This is a genomic window from Cyclobacterium roseum, assembly GCF_010119225.1.
GTDB lineage: Bacteria > Bacteroidota > Bacteroidia > Cytophagales > Cyclobacteriaceae > Cyclobacterium > Cyclobacterium roseum.
On sequence record NZ_WNKF01000001.1, the window covers coordinates 448,038 to 465,707 of the forward strand.

Annotated in this window: 15 protein-coding genes; 1 reads left to right on the top strand and 14 read right to left on the bottom strand. The window is 46.0% G+C overall.

Going from position 1 to position 17,670, the window contains the following annotated elements:
* Window positions 1–24 precede the first annotated feature (24 nt).
* From gyrA to GJQ68_RS01755, 6 genes are all read right to left on the bottom strand, one after another.
* Window positions 25–2,541, bottom strand: a complete 2,517-nt coding sequence (gene gyrA / locus GJQ68_RS01730) for a DNA gyrase subunit A (RefSeq protein WP_162415567.1) — start codon at window positions 2,539–2,541, stop codon at window positions 25–27.
* Between the two features lie 177 nt (window positions 2,542–2,718).
* The gene (locus GJQ68_RS01735) at window positions 2,719–3,708 is read right to left on the bottom strand and encodes a hypothetical protein (RefSeq protein WP_235940999.1); all 990 of its coding nucleotides are present in this window, start codon (window positions 3,706–3,708) and stop codon (window positions 2,719–2,721) included.
* Between the two features lie 82 nt (window positions 3,709–3,790).
* Entirely contained in the window at window positions 3,791–4,306 is a 516-nt protein-coding gene (locus GJQ68_RS01740; RefSeq protein WP_162415568.1) for a hypothetical protein, read from the bottom strand.
* A gap of 120 nt (window positions 4,307–4,426) precedes the next feature.
* On the bottom strand, window positions 4,427–5,080 hold the full coding sequence (gene rpe / locus GJQ68_RS01745; protein WP_162415569.1) for a ribulose-phosphate 3-epimerase: 654 nt from the start codon (window positions 5,078–5,080) through the stop codon (window positions 4,427–4,429).
* A gap of 80 nt (window positions 5,081–5,160) precedes the next feature.
* Entirely contained in the window at window positions 5,161–6,792 is a 1,632-nt protein-coding gene (locus GJQ68_RS01750; RefSeq protein ID WP_162415570.1) for a S8 family serine peptidase, read from the bottom strand.
* Entirely contained in the window at window positions 6,779–7,468 is a 690-nt protein-coding gene (locus GJQ68_RS01755) for a hypothetical protein (RefSeq protein ID WP_162415571.1), read from the bottom strand. Before GJQ68_RS01755 ends, GJQ68_RS01750 begins: the two co-directional genes overlap by 14 nt.
* A 51-nt stretch (window positions 7,469–7,519) precedes the next feature.
* Between GJQ68_RS01755 and GJQ68_RS01760 the strand changes: the two genes are divergently transcribed.
* Window positions 7,520–8,152: a beta/alpha barrel domain-containing protein gene (locus GJQ68_RS01760; protein ID WP_162415572.1), complete on the top strand. Its 633-nt coding sequence runs from the start codon at window positions 7,520–7,522 to the stop codon at window positions 8,150–8,152.
* Here the strand turns inward: GJQ68_RS01760 and trmB are convergent.
* From trmB to GJQ68_RS01800, 8 genes are all read right to left on the bottom strand, one after another.
* A complete protein-coding gene (gene trmB, locus GJQ68_RS01765; protein WP_162415573.1) occupies window positions 8,149–8,814 on the bottom strand; it encodes a tRNA (guanosine(46)-N7)-methyltransferase TrmB in 666 nt (221 codons plus the stop codon). The two genes, GJQ68_RS01760 and trmB, sit on opposite strands and share 4 nt — an antisense overlap.
* Before the next feature lie 5 nt (window positions 8,815–8,819).
* The gene (locus tag GJQ68_RS01770) at window positions 8,820–10,124 is read right to left on the bottom strand and encodes a bifunctional folylpolyglutamate synthase/dihydrofolate synthase (RefSeq protein WP_162415574.1); all 1,305 of its coding nucleotides are present in this window, start codon (window positions 10,122–10,124) and stop codon (window positions 8,820–8,822) included.
* A 9-nt stretch (window positions 10,125–10,133) separates the two neighbouring features.
* A complete protein-coding gene (locus tag GJQ68_RS01775) occupies window positions 10,134–11,090 on the bottom strand; it encodes an energy transducer TonB (protein ID WP_162415575.1) in 957 nt (318 codons plus the stop codon).
* Between the two features lie 9 nt (window positions 11,091–11,099).
* The gene (locus GJQ68_RS01780; RefSeq protein WP_162415576.1) at window positions 11,100–11,492 is read right to left on the bottom strand and encodes an ExbD/TolR family protein; all 393 of its coding nucleotides are present in this window, start codon (window positions 11,490–11,492) and stop codon (window positions 11,100–11,102) included.
* 1 nt (window position 11,493) lies between these two features.
* Window positions 11,494–12,195: a MotA/TolQ/ExbB proton channel family protein gene (locus GJQ68_RS01785; RefSeq protein WP_162415577.1), complete on the bottom strand. Its 702-nt coding sequence runs from the start codon at window positions 12,193–12,195 to the stop codon at window positions 11,494–11,496.
* Window position 12,196: 1 nt separating this feature from the next.
* Window positions 12,197–12,871: an SPOR domain-containing protein gene (locus GJQ68_RS01790; RefSeq protein WP_162415578.1), complete on the bottom strand. Its 675-nt coding sequence runs from the start codon at window positions 12,869–12,871 to the stop codon at window positions 12,197–12,199.
* Between the two features lie 109 nt (window positions 12,872–12,980).
* A complete protein-coding gene (locus GJQ68_RS01795) occupies window positions 12,981–14,660 on the bottom strand; it encodes a porin family protein (RefSeq protein WP_162415579.1) in 1,680 nt (559 codons plus the stop codon).
* Window positions 14,657–17,665 (bottom strand): tetratricopeptide repeat protein, encoded by a 3,009-nt coding sequence (locus GJQ68_RS01800; protein WP_162415580.1) that lies wholly within the window; start codon window positions 17,663–17,665, stop codon window positions 14,657–14,659. Before GJQ68_RS01800 ends, GJQ68_RS01795 begins: the two co-directional genes overlap by 4 nt.
* Between the last annotated feature and the right edge of the window lie 5 nt (window positions 17,666–17,670).

Below are 17,670 nucleotides of genomic sequence, written 5' to 3' on the forward strand. Positions count from 1 at the left end.
GTTATTCTTTATTGGTTTCAACTTTTATTCTTTATTGGGATTTACTTCATTGTCAGTAGAAGGATTTTCTCCCGTATCGGATTCTTCCTCTACCAGAATATTCTCAATTTTTTCGACCGAGGAAATTTCATCATTCTCGTTTAATCGAATTAGCCTTACGCCCTGTGTCGCTCTACCCATCACACGAACTCCGGTAGCGGGTGTTCGAATGGTGATACCTGATCGGGTGATAATCATTAAATCATCGGTAGTGACCACTTCTTTTATGGCAACCAGTCCGCCAGTCTTCTCGGTGATATTCATGGCTTTAACGCCTTTGCCACCCCGTTTGGTGATGCGGTATTCCGAGAGAAAAGACCGTTTTCCAAATCCTTTTTCGGTGACCACCAAAAGCGTGGCTTCTTCTCTCTGAACACAAACCATGCCAATTACCAGATTGTCATCCGATCCCAAATTTATTGCTTTAACGCCCGTAGCCGTCCGCCCCATGGGTCGAACATTGGATTCATGGAAATGAACCGCTCTTCCCGAACTGGATGCAATGACAATGTGCGCGTCCCCATTGGTTAATTCCACGTTTAGCAATTGGTCATCCTCCCGGATATTGAGCGCTATGATTCCATTGGTCCGGGGTCTGGAATACTGTTCCAAGGTGGTCTTTTTGATGATCCCTTTGCGGGTTACCATCACAATATTATTGTTATTGATGTAATCCGCATCATTCAAATCCGTCACCTGAATGATAGACCGAATTTTGTCTCCGCTTTGAATGTTAATCAGGTTTTGTATCGGCCTTCCCTTGGAGGTTTTACTTCCCTCCGGAATGGCATACGTTTTTAACCAGAAAAGCTTGCCCTGATCGGTAAAAATCAATAAATAATTGTGCGTCAGTGCTGTAAACAAATATTCGGTATAGTCGTCTTCTTTCGTACTGACACCGCGGGAACCAACACCTCCCCTGCTCTGGGACTTGTATTCGGTGAGAACGGTTCGCTTGATATATCCCTGATGCGAGACGGTGATGACCACCTCCTCATTGGGGATCATGTCTTCATAGTTGAAGTCTTCGGCATTGTGCTCGATGGTCGTCCTGCGCTCGTCCGAGTAACGGGTTTTCATTTCCAGCAGTTCATCCTTAATGATTTGCATCCGTCGATCCTCGTTGGCCAGAATCTCCTTCAATTCCTCGATCAATTTCATCAGTTCATCGTACTCCTGCTGGATCTTTTCCCGCTCCATGCCGGTCAAACGCTGCAGACGCATGTCCAGAATGGCTCTCGCCTGAATTTCCGAAAGCTCAAACCGCTCCATCAATCCATTTCGGGCCGTTTCCGGATCCCTGGAATCCCGGATCAACTTAATCACTTCGTCCAGATTATCCAATGCCACCAGATATCCTTCCAGGATATGGGCCCGCTTTTCCGCCTCTTTTAGTTCGTATTCCGTTCTTCTGATGACGACCTCATGACGGTGATTGACATAATGAACAATCAACTCCTTCAGATTCAAGGTGTAAGGGCGACCCTTTACCAGTGCCACGTTATTCACGCTAAAGGAAGTCTGTAGCGGGGTATGTTTGTAAAGATTGTTTAGAATAACATTCGGAACGGCATCTTTCTTCAATTCGTAGACAATACGCATGCCTTGCCGATCCGACTCATCGCGGATAGCGGAAATGCCGTCCAGCTTTTTTTCATTGATCAACTGGGCGGTTTTTTCGACCATGGAGGCCTTATTTACCTGGTAGGGAATCTCATTGATGATGATCATTTCCCGGCCGTTGGATTTGGTCTCAACGGTGGCCTTTCCCCTCATGATGATCCTTCCCCTGCCGGTTTCAAATGCCGCCTTCACTCCGTTATATCCATAAATGATCCCTCCGGTAGGAAAATCAGGAGCTATGATGTGTTCCATCAATTCCGGAATGGTAATGTCATTATTATCAATATAAGCAGTAATTCCACCGATGACTTCACCTAGATTATGAGGAGCCATGTTGGTGGCCATGCCGACGGCAATTCCGGACGCTCCGTTTAGTAAAAGGGCAGGAATTTTAGCCGGCAACACGACCGGCTCCTTCAGAGTGTCGTCGAAGTTCAGCTGAAAATCAACCGTTTCTTTATTTATATCGATTAGTAATTCCTCCGCAATTCTCCGAAGCCTGGCTTCGGTATACCTCATGGCAGCGGGGTTGTCCCCATCTACCGAGCCAAAGTTTCCCTGCGGGTCAACCAACGGGTAGCGCAGCGACCAATGCTGCGCCATTCGAACCAGTGTTTCGTACACGGCTGAATCACCGTGGGGGTGGTATTTACCGAGTACTTCCCCCACTATTCTGGCAGATTTTTTATAAGGTTTGTTGTGGGTTACCCCTAATTCCTGCATCCCATACAGAATTCGGCGGTGTACTGGCTTTAAACCGTCCCTTACATCCGGTAAAGCCCTGGAAACAATTACCGACATCGAATAATCGATGTAGGCACCACGCATTTCTTCCTCAATATTGATCGGGATGATGTTCTCGTTCTCTCCTTGAGCCATAATTAAATTTCCTCGCTAATAACCTGCAAGATAGCAAAAAGAACAGGTTTAGAAAAATATAATTTTTCTAATATAGCTCCAAACGGGTATCCAGTTTATTTTCATGGAGTTAATATCCCAATTTTAGTCAAAAAGTTTGGGGTTTGGGTTAAGAAAAGCTTTTTTTCCACCCTTAAATTACCATTGCCCGACTTTTCGGTTTTGTCTGTTCCAAATGGAACTGCCCCGGTATTCGACCCCATTGTGCAAATGTTTCATGACTACCCGGCAGCCGCCCACTTTGCACCTTTTAGTACCTGGCAAGCTAATGGACACGCCTACCTGAAGGTTGTAGACGCGTTGGAGTAGGGATTGGGTTTCCGGAATCTCCGGATTGGTGTAAGCAAAGGAGCGGAATTCCACTGCCGGTTTTATGAATGCCCGGGTATATTCTGAAAAATCATATTCCAACCGCAGTCCCAGGCCATAATATGGATCCGGAGCACTCAGGTTTGGATCCACGGATTTTCGAAGCATCATGGAACCAAATTCCCCTTCCACCAAAAATCGCCAGGGATAAATCTGTCTTGCCCGCTGCTTTAGTTCCGACTGCATGTAAATGTTATTCTCCGAGTAATTTCGATATTGCCAGCGGAGAACGGAGCGACGCTTGCCAGCGTCCCAGAGTATTAGTCCCAGGGTACCATACAGCTTGTCGTAGGTATAGGCTTGCTCTTGGAAATCAAAGGAATATCCCTGCGCCTCCAACGGCGAAATCCGCCCCCATTCTCTGCCATAGCCGACTCCCAGACTAATAAAGTCAAATACATTGATGCGCATCCCGATATTAAGTGGATACGCAAAATTTCCGGTACTTAAGGACAGGGTATCTCCTGCTGCCAAATCCATGGTCTGCTCCATACCACTACTGATCGGATAAGAACCGGGCATTTCACTTGAAAAATCAAATTCGTGCTGCTGATATCCTGCTCCGGTAGACAATTCAAAGGAAAAGTTACTGACCATGTTTCTGAAAACATTCCCTAGTTCGTTATTGCTTTTCCGACCGTTGATTTTTCGTTCTATGCCAAAAATATCTTCCTGAGCAACAAGAGGACTAATAAACAGGCTGCTGCCCATCATAAGCAGCCACACAAAAAGCAGGGTATTTTTCCAGAGAGATCTCATACCGGTTTTTACTAACTAACGTAAAAAACAAAAAAACCCTCACAAACGGGAGGGTTTTTTTTAATTTTATTTTGAAGTGATCTTATTCTCCTGCGTCCGGCTCCGCTTCTTCAGAGTCTTCACTTCGCTTTTCTTTCAATTCGGCCATCATCATGTCTACCTTTTCTTTGATTTCCGGATTTTCCTTGATGGCTTTATTTACTTTATTATAGGTAGCAACTCCCAGAATCTCATCGTTTTTGATCAAACCGATTTTAAGATCCCTTACCTCATTTCCGAGCGAACTCATAAATTCGAGGATTGCCTCGTAAGCTGTTTTTTCTTCGTCAGTCACCTCGATTTCAGCCATTTTTTCCTCGTCTTCCCAAGCATCCTTGATTTCATTGTATCGGGCGGCCCCATCTATCACCTCGTTGTCTTTAATCATCGAAACAAGCTCTTCATTTTTTTGATCATAAAAAGCCATTACAGAATCTTCCATGGCAGCAAATTTTGCCAATTCCTCATCGGTGATCTCTTCAACAGCTTCATCCTGCGCATGAGCCGTAAATCCGATTACACCAACTAACAAGAAAGCCAATACAAATAATTTTTTCATAATTTCCATTTCAGTTTATTAAACGCTATATACTCACGAATTAAGTTAGAATCCATTTATTTCGCAAATAATAAGGCAAAAAATGCGCCATAATTTATAGGAACCCCCTATAATTTGAATTTAAACGATATTTTTTAGCTTTTTAATGGTTTCTTGTGGATTTTTTGAGGAAAAGACAAAATTTCCAGCCACCAGGATATTGGCACCGGCGTCAAATAATTTTTTTGCATTTTCCATGCTGACTCCCCCATCGATCTCGATCTTCGCATGAGAACCGGTTTCCACGATTAATTTGGTAAGCCGGTGGACTTTTTTGTAGGTATTATCAATAAATTTCTGTCCGCCAAAGCCCGGATTTACAGACATAAGGATGACAAGGTCCACCTCCCGAATAATATCTTCCAATAGTGATACGGGCGTATGGGGGTTCACCGCCACGCCTGCTTTACAGCCCAGTTCTTTGATGGATTGGATGGTTCGGTGGAGATGCGGACAAGCTTCACTATGCACCGTAATCTGTGCGGCACCGGCTCTTTGAAAAGCAGCCAGGTAATGGTCCGGATTTACAATCATCAAATGCACGTCTAAGGGCTTGGTCGCATAGCGCTTAATGGCTTCTACCACTGGTAAACCCATGGATATGTTAGGCACGAAAACACCGTCCATGATATCTACATGAATGTAATCGGCAGCGGAGCCGTTAATCATTTCCACTTCCTTCTGAAGGTTGGCAAAGTCAGCAGCAAGAACGGACGGGGCAATCAATGGGTTCATAAAATGGGGGTTGATTTGAAGGAAATCAGATTATAGTTATCTGATACAATACAAAAAAAGGAAAAATTATTCTCATTTCCTTATTTCTTCCACAACTTCATACGGGTTGCAGAAGAATCATCCTCTAACTCAAGCCAATACATACCCGGGACGAGGGTACCCATATCTACCCGATAAGGATCGCGCATAACGTACCGGTCTAACTGAAGCGAACTGATCAGCTTTCCCTGCAAATCATACAGCGTGAGCTGACAGGAATTTTCCTGGCCGAATTCAACAAACAATTCTTTATCATCCAGCGGATTTGGGTAAATTCTGGACGGTAAATCCACCAGGGTCCCTTCTTCCCTGCTATACATCGCTCTAAAATAGTTTGGAACACCATATCCCAATTCCATATCCGGTTGTGCTGCCTGGGAACCACTTTGCAAGAGCTTTTCCATTAGTTCGGATCGTGTAAAACCAGGATTGGCCTGCCATAATCCTGCTGCCAAAGCCGCTACCTGTGGCGCTGAAAAGGAGGTGCCACTGGAAAGACTGGTTCCTTCAACCTGGCGCCAGAGGGTCACCCCGGAACCATACGCCACCAATTCTGGCTTGATACGCCCATCACTGCTGGGACCGATGGAACTGAATCCGGCCTTGGTAAACTGATTATTGATTGCGCCAACCGCTAAAATTCCTTTGGCATCTGCGGGGACGGTGATGGTCTGCCACCGGATATTACCTTCATTTCCGGAGCTGCTGACCACCAGAATGCCCTTCTCAGCAGCCATGCCTGCTCCCCTGGAAATGACCGCCGTGTTGCCGTCTAAGTCTTCCTTGCCGTAATTCATTTCCGGATCATCGAAAGTATTGTAGCCCAGCGAGCTATTGATAATTTGTACGCCCAGGCTATCGGCAAATTCCGCGGCCCGAACCCAATTGTATTCTTCTATACGAAACTCAGAATCCACGTCTTCTGTAATGCATAAAATATAATTCGCCGCATAGGCTCCTCCTACCAATTGGCTGGGGTCGTAGGAGGCCAGCAGGGACAAGGCACCTGTGCCATGCGTATCGGTACGATAGACCGAGGATGCTCCATTCCGTACGAAGTCCCGGGTAGCCAAAATCCGGTTTTCGTTAAAAAGATGCTGCAATCCAATAATTTCATCGGTATTTAAAAACCCCGCATCAAAGACAGCAATCGTGACCCCCTCCCCCTTGTAGCCATCTTCATGCATTTCCGGAATTCCAAGAATGTGATTTTGAAAGTCAAAGGTATAGCTCGCTGTTGCTTTATTGCCTCGGGCTTGTTTTGGATCCAGGTAATTCTTTGTTCCTTCGTTGCCATTTACCTGCTGGCCTCCCCTTCCCACATACAGCACTTCCTCAACGAAAGGAAAAGACCTGATTTTTTCAATCGCCGCCGGGTCCGCCAAAACCACGGATGCATTGAGCCATTTTGAATGGTAGAATATTTCCTCGACTTCATTGGCTATCAAGGAGGCATACTGACTGGAAACCGGTAAATCAGTACTATCCAACGCGATGTGTTCCCTTTCCCTCCGCAAAAGGGCCTTCTCGCCCAGCAATTCTTCCGGACGATCCAAACTATAGGTAGTCGTTGGCTTAAAGCGGTAATGCACCGCATACCGGTCTTGTCCCAGCAGGGAAGTCCAGCTGCTAAACAGGAAAAAAATAAAAATAACAGACCTAGTCTTTCCCATAAGAAATCAATTTTAAATGAGTAAAACGTCCTTCCTGAATAATTTGTTCTCCCAGGCATTCATTTCGGGAACAGTACTTGAATACCTCATAATAGCTTTCTATCAACCCTACCTCTTTACCATATACCTCGTAGCGGATATCTCGCAGCGTTATCTGGTCATCCTCTTCGCTTTGCCTTACGGTGACGGTTTCAGGAAAATAGTTGTTTTCTACCAGGTAATCCCCCATTCTTTCGATAAAAAAATAAGTGCTAGGACGCGAATTATAGGCATTGCCATTCCATTCAGTATCCGCTGCTACCGGGTAGCTTAGCACAATTTCCTGTAGGTTATTATCATGACGGATGATCCGGCTATTGGAAAACGTCAGCGTATAGCTTTTTTCATCGTCCCAACGATTCCGGTCTTCCGAGTACTGCCTCCTTACCCGGTATACCAGGTCATTATCGGCATTCAGGTATTGGTCCACTATTTCATCCCGGTAAAAAAATTCGGTAGTTTCGAAATCCTCTTCACCAAAATACCGGGTATTGTCCACCTGGTATTCCCAAAAATTTCCCGTTGCCAAGGGATAATAAGTGGAAGTAATGATGGGAGGTTCTTCCCGCAACACCTCACAGCCCACCGCAAAAATCCCTAACAGCAGCATCCAACTGCTTTTTTCCAAAACTTTCATTCTCTATCTTTGAAATCTTTGAAAATTACATAAATAATACTCCAAATCGAAATGGCTCTAAAAACTTTTGTAAAGATAAGCAATGTAAACAATTTAAGTGATGCGAGGTATTGTGCGGGAATGTATGTAAATCTAATGGGGTTTTGCCTGGAGGAAAACTCAGAATACTTTGTCTCCCCCATCGAATTCAAAGAAATCACCGGTTGGCTTTCGGGCCTGCAATACGTAGCTGAATTTAACCTATCCCATCCGGACCAACTTCTTGAAACACTTCGGGAATACGAGGGCTTCAAATGGATTCAGGTACGCGAAAAACACCACCTGCAAATGCTGGAAAACAGTGGTTACGGATTGATTTATTCCTACACTATCAAAAAGGCAGCCGATTGGGAAGAAATTCTGACATTTTCGAAAAGCCTGGGAGAACACGAGATTATTCTTAATCTGGAAGCGGACACCGGAGCAGATTCGATCGGAGAAAAGGAAGTGAAAATGATTGCGCAACTGGCAACAAACTGTGAGGTATTGCTGGGATTTGGATTTGATGCTGCGAATATTGACCGCCTTCTTGAATCGACTGGTATAAAAGGTATTAGCATGAAAGGAGGTCATGAAATCCGACCTGGAATTAAGGATTTTGATGAATTGGCCGATATTCTTGAGGCCCTGGAAGTTGAAGATTAAAGAGGAATCAAGGAAAATTCGATGTATTTGATGGTTTCTCCTTTTTCCATAAACATTTTCTCGTAGCGCGTCCGAATTCCGTGATGTTCGTCTCTCCATTCGGATTGGTAAAAATCCCTGGTTTTTCGTTCTACGCTTATATCCTGCCTGCTGGAAAGAAGGTCTTCCGTGTAGGTATAGAGGCCGGTGTTATCGGTTTTAAAATGGATCGTACCGGCGCGATCCATGATTTGCCGGTATATGTGAAGAAACCGGGGGGAAGTGAGCCTTTTTTTCTCATCCCTGTCTTTAGGTCGGGGGTCAGGAAAAGTAATCCATAATTCATCGATCTCGCCGGGAGCAAAAGACGCTTCCAGGTTTTCAATCTGTGTCCGCAGAAAAGCCACGTTTTCCAGGCCCTCTTCGGAAGCCTGACAACTTCCTTTCCATATCCGGGAACCCTTGATATCTACTCCTACAAAGTTTTTCTCCGGATAGTGCCTGGCCAGGCCCACGGTAAATTCCCCTCTGCCACAGGCAAGCTCTACTACCAATGGATGGTCATTTTGAAACTGCAGTTCCTTCCATTTTCCCTTTATTTCCTCAAAACGCTGTTTCCCGGGTTGTACCACATTGGGATTGGCTTCATTTTGCCTAAAGCGTTCCAGTTTATTTCTACCCATACCGATTAAAGTTCCTTTATTTCTGCCACGACAAATGTACTGCCTCCAACGAAAATCAGGTCATCGGTCCCGGCATTTTTTTTGGCATAGGCGATGGCTGTATTGACGTCGGCAATGCAGGTTCCCTGTAGGCCATACAAGGCTGCCTTTTCTTTTAACGCTTCGGCAGGAAGGGACCGGGGCTGATCTGCCTGACAGAAAATGTACCGCGCCTCTTTGGGCAAAAGTGCCAACACCTGCCCCTGGTCCTTATCCTGAACCATTCCCAGGATCAGGTACAGGTTGCGATGTGGAAGGCGGTGAAGTTGCTCTATAATTAGTTTAAATCCATCAGCATTATGAGCTGTATCACAGACTACTAAGGGTTTTTTTTCAAGTATATGCCAGCGCCCTTTCAATCCGGTATTTTCCCTTATTTTTGCCAATCCTTGCAGAAGTTGCCCGGAAGAAATGGTATATCCCATTTCATTGAGCCTGGTGCTGGCCAGCAAGATTCCTGGCAGGTTTTTGGCCTGGTAATCTCCCAATAAATCCATCGAGACTTCCCAGGTGCTACCATCGGCTTCCCGGATTTCATAGCGCGCCAGGGTTTCCATGTCAGCCGCTTGCTTCCATCCTTTGGGCAGGACTTCAACGTATTGTTCAGCAAAAATTAACGGAGCATTTTTTTCCCGGGCGGCCTGCTGAAAAACAGCAGTGGTCTCCTCCTGGGTCTGCCCGATGATTACCGGTACCTTTTCCTTGATGATACCCGCTTTTTCGCCCGCAATTTTCTCAAGCGTATCCCCCAAGAACTGAACATGATCCAGGCCAATATTCGTAATCAGACAAAGCACGGGCAGCAGCACATTGGTGCTGTCAAACTTGCCGCCCATTCCCGTTTCGATGACCGCAATATCGACTTTTTCCCGGGCAAAGTAGGAAAAGGCCATCGCCACCGTCATTTCAAAAAAACTGGGTTTTAGGGTTAACAAAAATTCTCGTTGCTCGTCCACAAAGGTACAAACTTCTGTTTCCGGGATTTCCTGGCCATTGATTTTGATTCGCTCCCGAAAGGACTTTAAATGGGGAGAGGTGTACAACCCCGTTTTGTACCCAGCTTCCTGAAGCACCGAGGCAAGGGCATGGGCCGAACTGCCTTTTCCATTGGTACCGGCAATATGGATGCTTTTGAATGCCTGATGCGGATTCCCCAGGCGTTCACAAAGTTGGAGGGTGTTTGTTAGGTCCTTCTTAAACGCCGGGGCACCGACCCGCTGAAACATGGGTAAAGCCTGGTATAAAAAGTCAAGGGATTCCTGATAGCTCATGAAAAAGGATTAATCTACGCGGATAACAAAGGTAATTCTCCCGGTGGAATATTCGGCAGTGGGGTTTCCACTTTGTCTTTTAAAAGAAAGGCCATTGACCACGGTTCGATAGTAATTCAATACCTCATTGCTAACGTTGTATTCCAGAGGAATGGCCTGAACGATCCGGCCGTCGTCGTTGACGGTAATCCGGAATACAATGCGACCGTTCCGGTTGGATAAATTATCTTCAATGGTTGGCCTGGAGGCAAAGTCCCAACCCGCCAAATCCAGGTTGTAGCCAGAGCCATCGCCTGTGTTCCCGCGGCCGGATTGCAAGATGGACCTTCCATCTACGGTACCTTGAGGGTTGCCTTCATTGCCCTGCTGGTTGGAGGTTCCTTCATTGTTTCCTGCAGCGGGTTGGTTGGAGGTTCCTGTTTTACCTCCCCCACCAAAGATAGCACGCGGATCCACGGTAGGCTTTTTCTCTTCCACTTTTTCCGGAGCCGTTTTTTCGGCGGGTTGATTCTCTACCCGGTCTTCGGTAGGGTTTTCGTTTGTTTCGGTAGGCGTATCCGGAGTCGGTTCCGGTTCTTCGTTGGTCTGAACGGGACTGGGAACCTGTGACTGCGGCTGCTGTCTGGGTTGACTTTGGCTGGGCTGGGCAGGTGTGGGTTGCGGTTCGGGAGGGCTAACCGGTACCACATTTTCAGTCGGTTGGGAAGCTGGATCACCCGGGGCTGCTGCTTCTTCGATCGCCTCCGTATTGGAAGTAGATTCCGTGGTTGCCTGCTCGCTATCCATTCCGGCATCCGAAAAACCCAGGTTCAATTCCAGTCCAAATTGAGACATAGGAGGAACCGGTTGTTTCCAAACCACAATAAAATAAAAGCCTACCAAAACCAATACGTTTACTAAAAACGTGATGAGGATGGCTTTCTTCTTATTCTCCAGGGTTTCTTTCCGGTCTTCCCAAACTTCCATTTCGAATTCTTACTTGTATGGTTTTGTTGCGATGGTGACGTTGGCTTCGAGTGCGGCGGCGATCCCCCCTACCTCTACCAGATGCTCCACCGGTACTTCCTGATCGATGTGCAAGACAACGTACCCTTTCTTCTCTTTCAATAACGTTGTTAACGCTTCTTTAATTTCATTTCGGCTGACCTGCCGGTCATTCACGGCATATTTAAGGTCTTTGGTGATACTTACGGTCACCTCCTGCATCACGATGTCGGAGGCCTCACTGCTCGGAAGGTTTACGGGTAAGCCCGAGGGGGTAATGAAGGAAGAAGTAAGCATGAAAAAGATCAACAGCAGAAAAATGATGTCGGTCATCGATGACATGCTAAAGGCGGCTTCGATTTTATTCTTTGACTGTAGGGCCATGTTATTTCTTGTCCTGAAGTAAATCTATAAATTCGATCGTGGTATATTCCATATTATGGATCAGTTTGGAGACTTGTGTAACCAGGTAGTTGTAACCCAGATAAGCGATGATCCCGACCACCAAACCCGTAGCGGTGGTAATCATGGCCTCATAGATTCCGGTAGAAAGCAGTTTGGGCGAAACCATTCCTTCTTCCTGCGCCACACCAATAAATGCCCGGATCATTCCGGCAACGGTACCCAAAAACCCGATCATGGGCGCAGCACCCGAAACGGTTGCCAACAACCCCAGGTTTTTTTCCAACTTATAAATCTCAATTTTGCCAACGTTTTCGATGGCCACCTCAATGTTTTTCAAAGGGCTACCAATGCGTTCCAGCCCTTTGCTGATCATGTTTGCCACCGGGGTTTCCTCTCCCTGGCAAATCATCTTTGCCTGCTCAATATTTCCACTCTGAACCATCATCTTGACCTGATCGATCATGCCCTTGGGCGTTTTGGAGGCTTTTTTTAAGGTGATGACGCGCTCGATAAAAATAAAAATGGCTAAAATAAAGAGCAAGTAAAGCGGGATCATCATGTACCCCCCTTTGATCAATAACTCCAATAGGCCAATATCGGATGACCCGGCCCCCTCCATGAGAGCAAGTGAATCGACGGCCTGCTGGCCGTCTGAGGTTGACAACGTTTGTAAAAGGATCATATTAATATTTCAGTACCCATAAGTTTTCTTCGTATTCCGTTTGGGAGGTATCCATGGCCTCCAGTGCCAAATCAAGGTTTTCATACTGTCCCACTGCCAGACGGTAGAAATGGATGCTTCCATAGGGATGCACTAAAAACGTTTCCAGTCCGGCTTTATTGAGTCGTTCTGAATAATCTCTGGCAAGATCATCATCTATAAAACTGCCAACTACCAAAAAATACCTTGGAGAATCGGCTCTTTCGGCAATTTCTGTCAGTACCGGCGTAACCGCTTCTACTGCTGGGGCGGGAACTTCGGTTACCGGGTCAGGAACAGGCGCAGGTTCGGGTGTTGCCTCTGCCGGTTCTTCTGATTGGGCAACCGGCGCATCACTTTCTTCCGGATTTGGGTTAAAATAGCCGAGATTACCCCAATAATAAGCCCCAAATCCAATTAGCAAAATCAAAAGAAGGATAAGCCACAACGCCCAGTTGGAACGCCGTTCTTTTTTCTCTTTTTCACCACTTTTTGATCTTCCCGTCTCCGTTTTACCCTTTCCTACCGGCACCGGTACCGGAGATGCAGCCGTTTTGGCAATGGGACTTTCCAGTGGCCTGACGGAAACAGGTGGCAGTCCAAAGTCCTCATCGTTATTTGGTTGGCTGTTTTGATCCTTGGATTTATTTTCAGACATATCAAAAAAGATTGTTTCAATCTGCTAAGCTAAAGTAAAACCATCAATTCGACAATATTGGCACCACATTTCCCGGATTTCACCTACCCGTACCGAACGACAATGCGGACTAAAATTTAAACCCTACGCCTCCAATCACCTGAATGGTACGCACGGGATAATAGTTAAAGCGTTCGTAGGGCTGGTTTAATAAATTATTCCCCTTAAGAAAAGCCGAAAACCGGCTGGAAAAGGCATAATTCGCGTGTAAATGCAAATCCAGCAAGGGATCCAGATCTCGTTCGGTATCGGAGGCTAGATTGATGGCATTGATTCCTCCCAGTGCATGCAAGTTGGCATAAAGGGTCCATCGTTCATTGGGAGTAAAGGAATTATTTATACGTACCTCCCACTCTGGCCGGTGCCAGGCGATCCCGATCTCATCCAGAGTGTATTGGTAAAAATGCAAGGAAGCATCCATCTGGTAGATTTCATCAAAACTATAATTCAGATTTCCATGGTATTCCAGTACTTTGGTGTTGTTATCATAAATGAGCTGAAACCGGGTACTATCCATCGCATTGTTTCCATAGAAATGCATATTGGTAAAATCTCCGTATTTCAATCCTAGTCGGTAATTGAAAAGGTCATTGGCATTACCGGAAATACCGGCATCCACCTGAAAATTTTGGATGGTATTCCTAAGCTGCTCAGATGGCCCTAAAAAAGGGTTTTCCCGAATAAAGCTATAATAGGTATTTCGCTTTACATCTCCCTCGTAAGTTCCATAAATGCCAAATTCAGGCATCAATTGATACGAAACGGATGCTACAGGCAATACATAAAACTCCTTTAATTTATTGGGAACGATGTCGTTTTCATGAATCACATTTGCCCCTATTTTAATGTCCAATCCTTCCTGCCGGTACTGAACATAAGGGTGCAGCTTAAAATAATTTCTATTGATGGATTCGTAATTCACATCACTGGGAGAAGTAAATGCCAATTCGGTTTCTATTCCCCCATTTAGGTTGTCATTAGCGCGAAACCCCGCAGCGGCCTTTACCAGGGCCTCACTTTCCTGGGCCTCGTATCGGTCATTAAAAAGCCTCAGGGAAAGGCTCGCCGAGTAATTGAATGGTTCTGCCTTTTCAATTCTTCTCAGACCTATCTGCGTGTGAATGGTATTAAAAACCTGCTGTATGGTATCGGCAAGCACCATATTTTCAGGTTGAGGAGTGTAGCCATAAAAATGGTACATATCTCTTTGGTATCCCAGCTTACCAAAAATTTCGACGATATCTTTATACAAACTACCATTTAAAAAGACATCCGTATGATCCTCTGCTGAATTCTGTCCATCCACCGGCCCGGTGTAAAATCCCTCATGCTTTAGGTGCAAACCATAACCAGCTTCTTCATAGGGTTGAGGAAACAGATCCAACTGGAATAATGGAGCGGAGTAATTTCCGAAACCCAATTGGGCCATCCCCATGGTTTGGTCCGTTTCAGGCTTTGGGAAAGGTTTTTGATAGGGCTGTGTTTCCAGTGCTACCGGAGCCAATGGAAAAAAATAATCGTTTACCTGGTAGGTATAATCGGTAGAGGTGCTTACCGGCGGTAAAGCGGGACTTTTTTCAAAAACCCGGGACTGTTTGGGAAGGCTTAACACCCTGTCTTTCCGGATGATAAACTCCGTATCCCGGATTTCTCCGCGTTCCGGTTCCTCCATATCCTGACTCTGAACCGGCACCACCACTACAACTGCCAATACAACTCCTGAGACTATTAACTGTATGAACTGCTTCATTCTGCGGTCGTGTTGATGGTTTCCAATAATTCTTCAGCTTCTGTTCTGACTGATTCCATGCCCGAATTTTCAATCACTGACTCCAGAGTGGCTTTGGCCTGGAACGTTTCATCCAGTGCGATGTAATTTTTTGCCAGCAGTATAAATTGCCTGCCGTACCACAACTCATACGAGCCAAAAGGCTGGGAGTACTCGAAAATCAACTCATTGGATGCCTCATAGGCACCTGCTTCGTGGCTGAGCGAAGCAAGCCGGAAAAGAGCTTCAGCACCTTGCTCCGATTTATAATTTTCAATCAATTCCCGATAGACCGGCTCTGCCTGGGCCGGTTGATTACTGTTTTCCAGTGCCTTTGCCTTGACCAACAAAGCACTGGGAGCCGCATCCACGGTAATATTGCCCAAGTCCAGAATTTTATCGGCATGGCTAACCGCTTCCTGAAAGTCATTGGTCTCAAAATGGGCTACCATCAATCCATAGTACGCCTCGTATTCTTCTGCCGTGCTTCTCGCATTTTCGGCGGTAAACTGGAAATAAGGGATGGATTTGGAAAAATTTTCCCGTTCAAATTCTATGACCGCAATCTTTTGATATACCCTGATTTTCAATTGCGTATCCCCGGTGTTTTCCAATTCGTAGTACAATTCCAGGGCTTTGTCGGTATTTTCCATCCGGAAATGGGCATCGGCCAGGTAATACCTGGCTTCGGGTACCTGAGTAGAATTGGGATAGTTTCGAAGGAAATCCTCTAATGCCCGGACTGCCTGCTGGTAGGATTGGTTAAATAACAAGCTTTTGGCAGCCTCAAACTCTACGTTCTGTAAATTACTGCTGGCGGGATTGGATTTCCGGTATTCTGATAGGTACGTAGAAAACTCCTCAGACCTTCCCTGAAGGGAAAGACTCTCCTGCAAGCCTACCAGCGCCGTTTCGCCGTTGGATGCGTTGGGAAAACGGTTCAATATCGTCTTGTAATCGGCAATGGCCTGATCGTAATCTTTAAGCGAATAATTGGCCACCGCCCTTCCTTCCAAGGCATAAGGTATAAAGGGACTGTTGGGTTTTAATGAAATAAGTTTGGAAAAAACGTCCCTGCCTAGCCGGTAATTCAAATCTTCCATATGGATTTGAGCTTTTTGAAACAAGGCATCCTCCAGATAAAGACTAGTTGGATACTTGTTTATCACCTGGTCCAGTTGCCGGACGGCTTCCAGGTTTCGGTTTTGAAAGTTAGCCACCACTCCCCCTCTGAAATACGCATAATCACTGTAAGGGCTGTCTTCCTGAATGGCTCTGCGGAAAGTGGCTGCCGCCTCTTCAAATTTTTTCTGCACGTAATAGGCATCTCCTAACCTAATCAGGGCATCGTGATACTGTTGCTTCTCCTTGCTGCTGCGTAGCTTGTCGGTATAGGCTTTAAACTGATTTTCGGCCTTTTGGTAGTTTGACTGATTGAAATACGCATATCCCAAGCCATAATGGGTCTTGATTACCGCTGGATCAGATGCCGGAGGATTCATGGCCAAAACCCGTTCGTAGGCCTGAATGGCGGCATCTGCTTGGTTGTTGGCGGCGTAAGCCTCTCCTTTCCAGTATTGAGCCATTGTTTGCAGGGACTTATCCTCCGGAAAAGCAAGGGATTTGTTCAGCATCTGGATGGCCTCAGGGTGGTTATTGTCCCGATAATACACCATCGCCTGAAAAAAGCTTACTTTCTGGTAGGCTTCCCTTATCCGGGGCGATTTCTGCTGCATGCTTTCAATATGCCGAATAGCTCTGAGGTAATTGTTCGTGTTGATAAGCGCATCGCTGAGTAAATTCTCTGCTGCCGCGGCTTGGGTCCCGCTGGGGTACTCATCCAGATACTGGTCCAATGCGGTGATGGCCTCTTGAAATTTACCCATCTCAAGATTCACTTTGGCATAGTTAAATAAGGCTTCTTCTTTTAGTTCCGGATTAAATTCCATCGTAAAAGCGGCACTGAAACTGTTGGCTGCGAAGGGTAAATTCTCCTGCTGAATGTAGGAATGCCCCAGAAAATAGCTGGAAATCTGCCCCAAGGCATCTTTTTTCAGGGCCACTTGCTTAAAAAAAGTACTGGCCCTCTCATATTGATTGCTTTCGTAATGGGCCACACCGGCTTTGTATTGCTGGTCTCTGGATAACGTTCCCCTATTCGCAGTAACGAAGGATTGATAGTGTCCCGCTGCCTCCGGATAGGCCTTGTTGTCGTAATAGGCCTCGGCGAGAAGTAAATGAATTTGCTCCCGGTTTTCCAGGCCTGCCTTACCGATCAAGGGGGAAGCATAATCAATTAGGCGTTGCAACTCCCCCTGCCGATAATAAATAGCCGACAACATGTAGGGAACCTTCAGGCTGTATTCCCTGGATTTTTCGGCCTCTTTAAAATTGCTGACTGCCGTTTCAAAATCATCTTGCTGAAACGCGCTGAAGCCTGCATAATAATACGAAGATGCCAGGAAAGGGCTTCGGTATCGTTTGGCCCGCTCAAAATACCGCTGGGCTTGTTGGTAATTTTTTAATTGAAAAAAAGCATAGCCTGTTTTAAAAAAAAGCTCCGGATGGCGCTCTTCGCTGAGGGCGACGTTGCTCAACAAACCAAACTTCTCAATGGCTTTTCGGTAGTTTCGGGCGGTAAAATAATGATTGCCCAGAATCCAGGCCGCTTCATGTGCCAGGATTTCTCCCGGATAATCCAGCAAAAAGCCTTCCAAAGCCGATGAACCTTCCGGAAAATCGCCCTTCAAAGAGGAAAGAGCGAGGTAATAGGAAATCTCCATGGTTCGATCCCCCTGTTGATTATGAAGTTCCATTCGTTCAAATGCTTCTCGGGACGCAGCAAATTGATCGTTCTGAAATAAATCCAGGGCCGCCTGGTATTCCAACTCGGGATGCATCTGACTAAGGCTGGCCTGCGCCCATGCCTGCATTTGTGCCCCTGCAACTAAATAAACTGCGAATATTACTAACCGTATTCTATTCATTATCC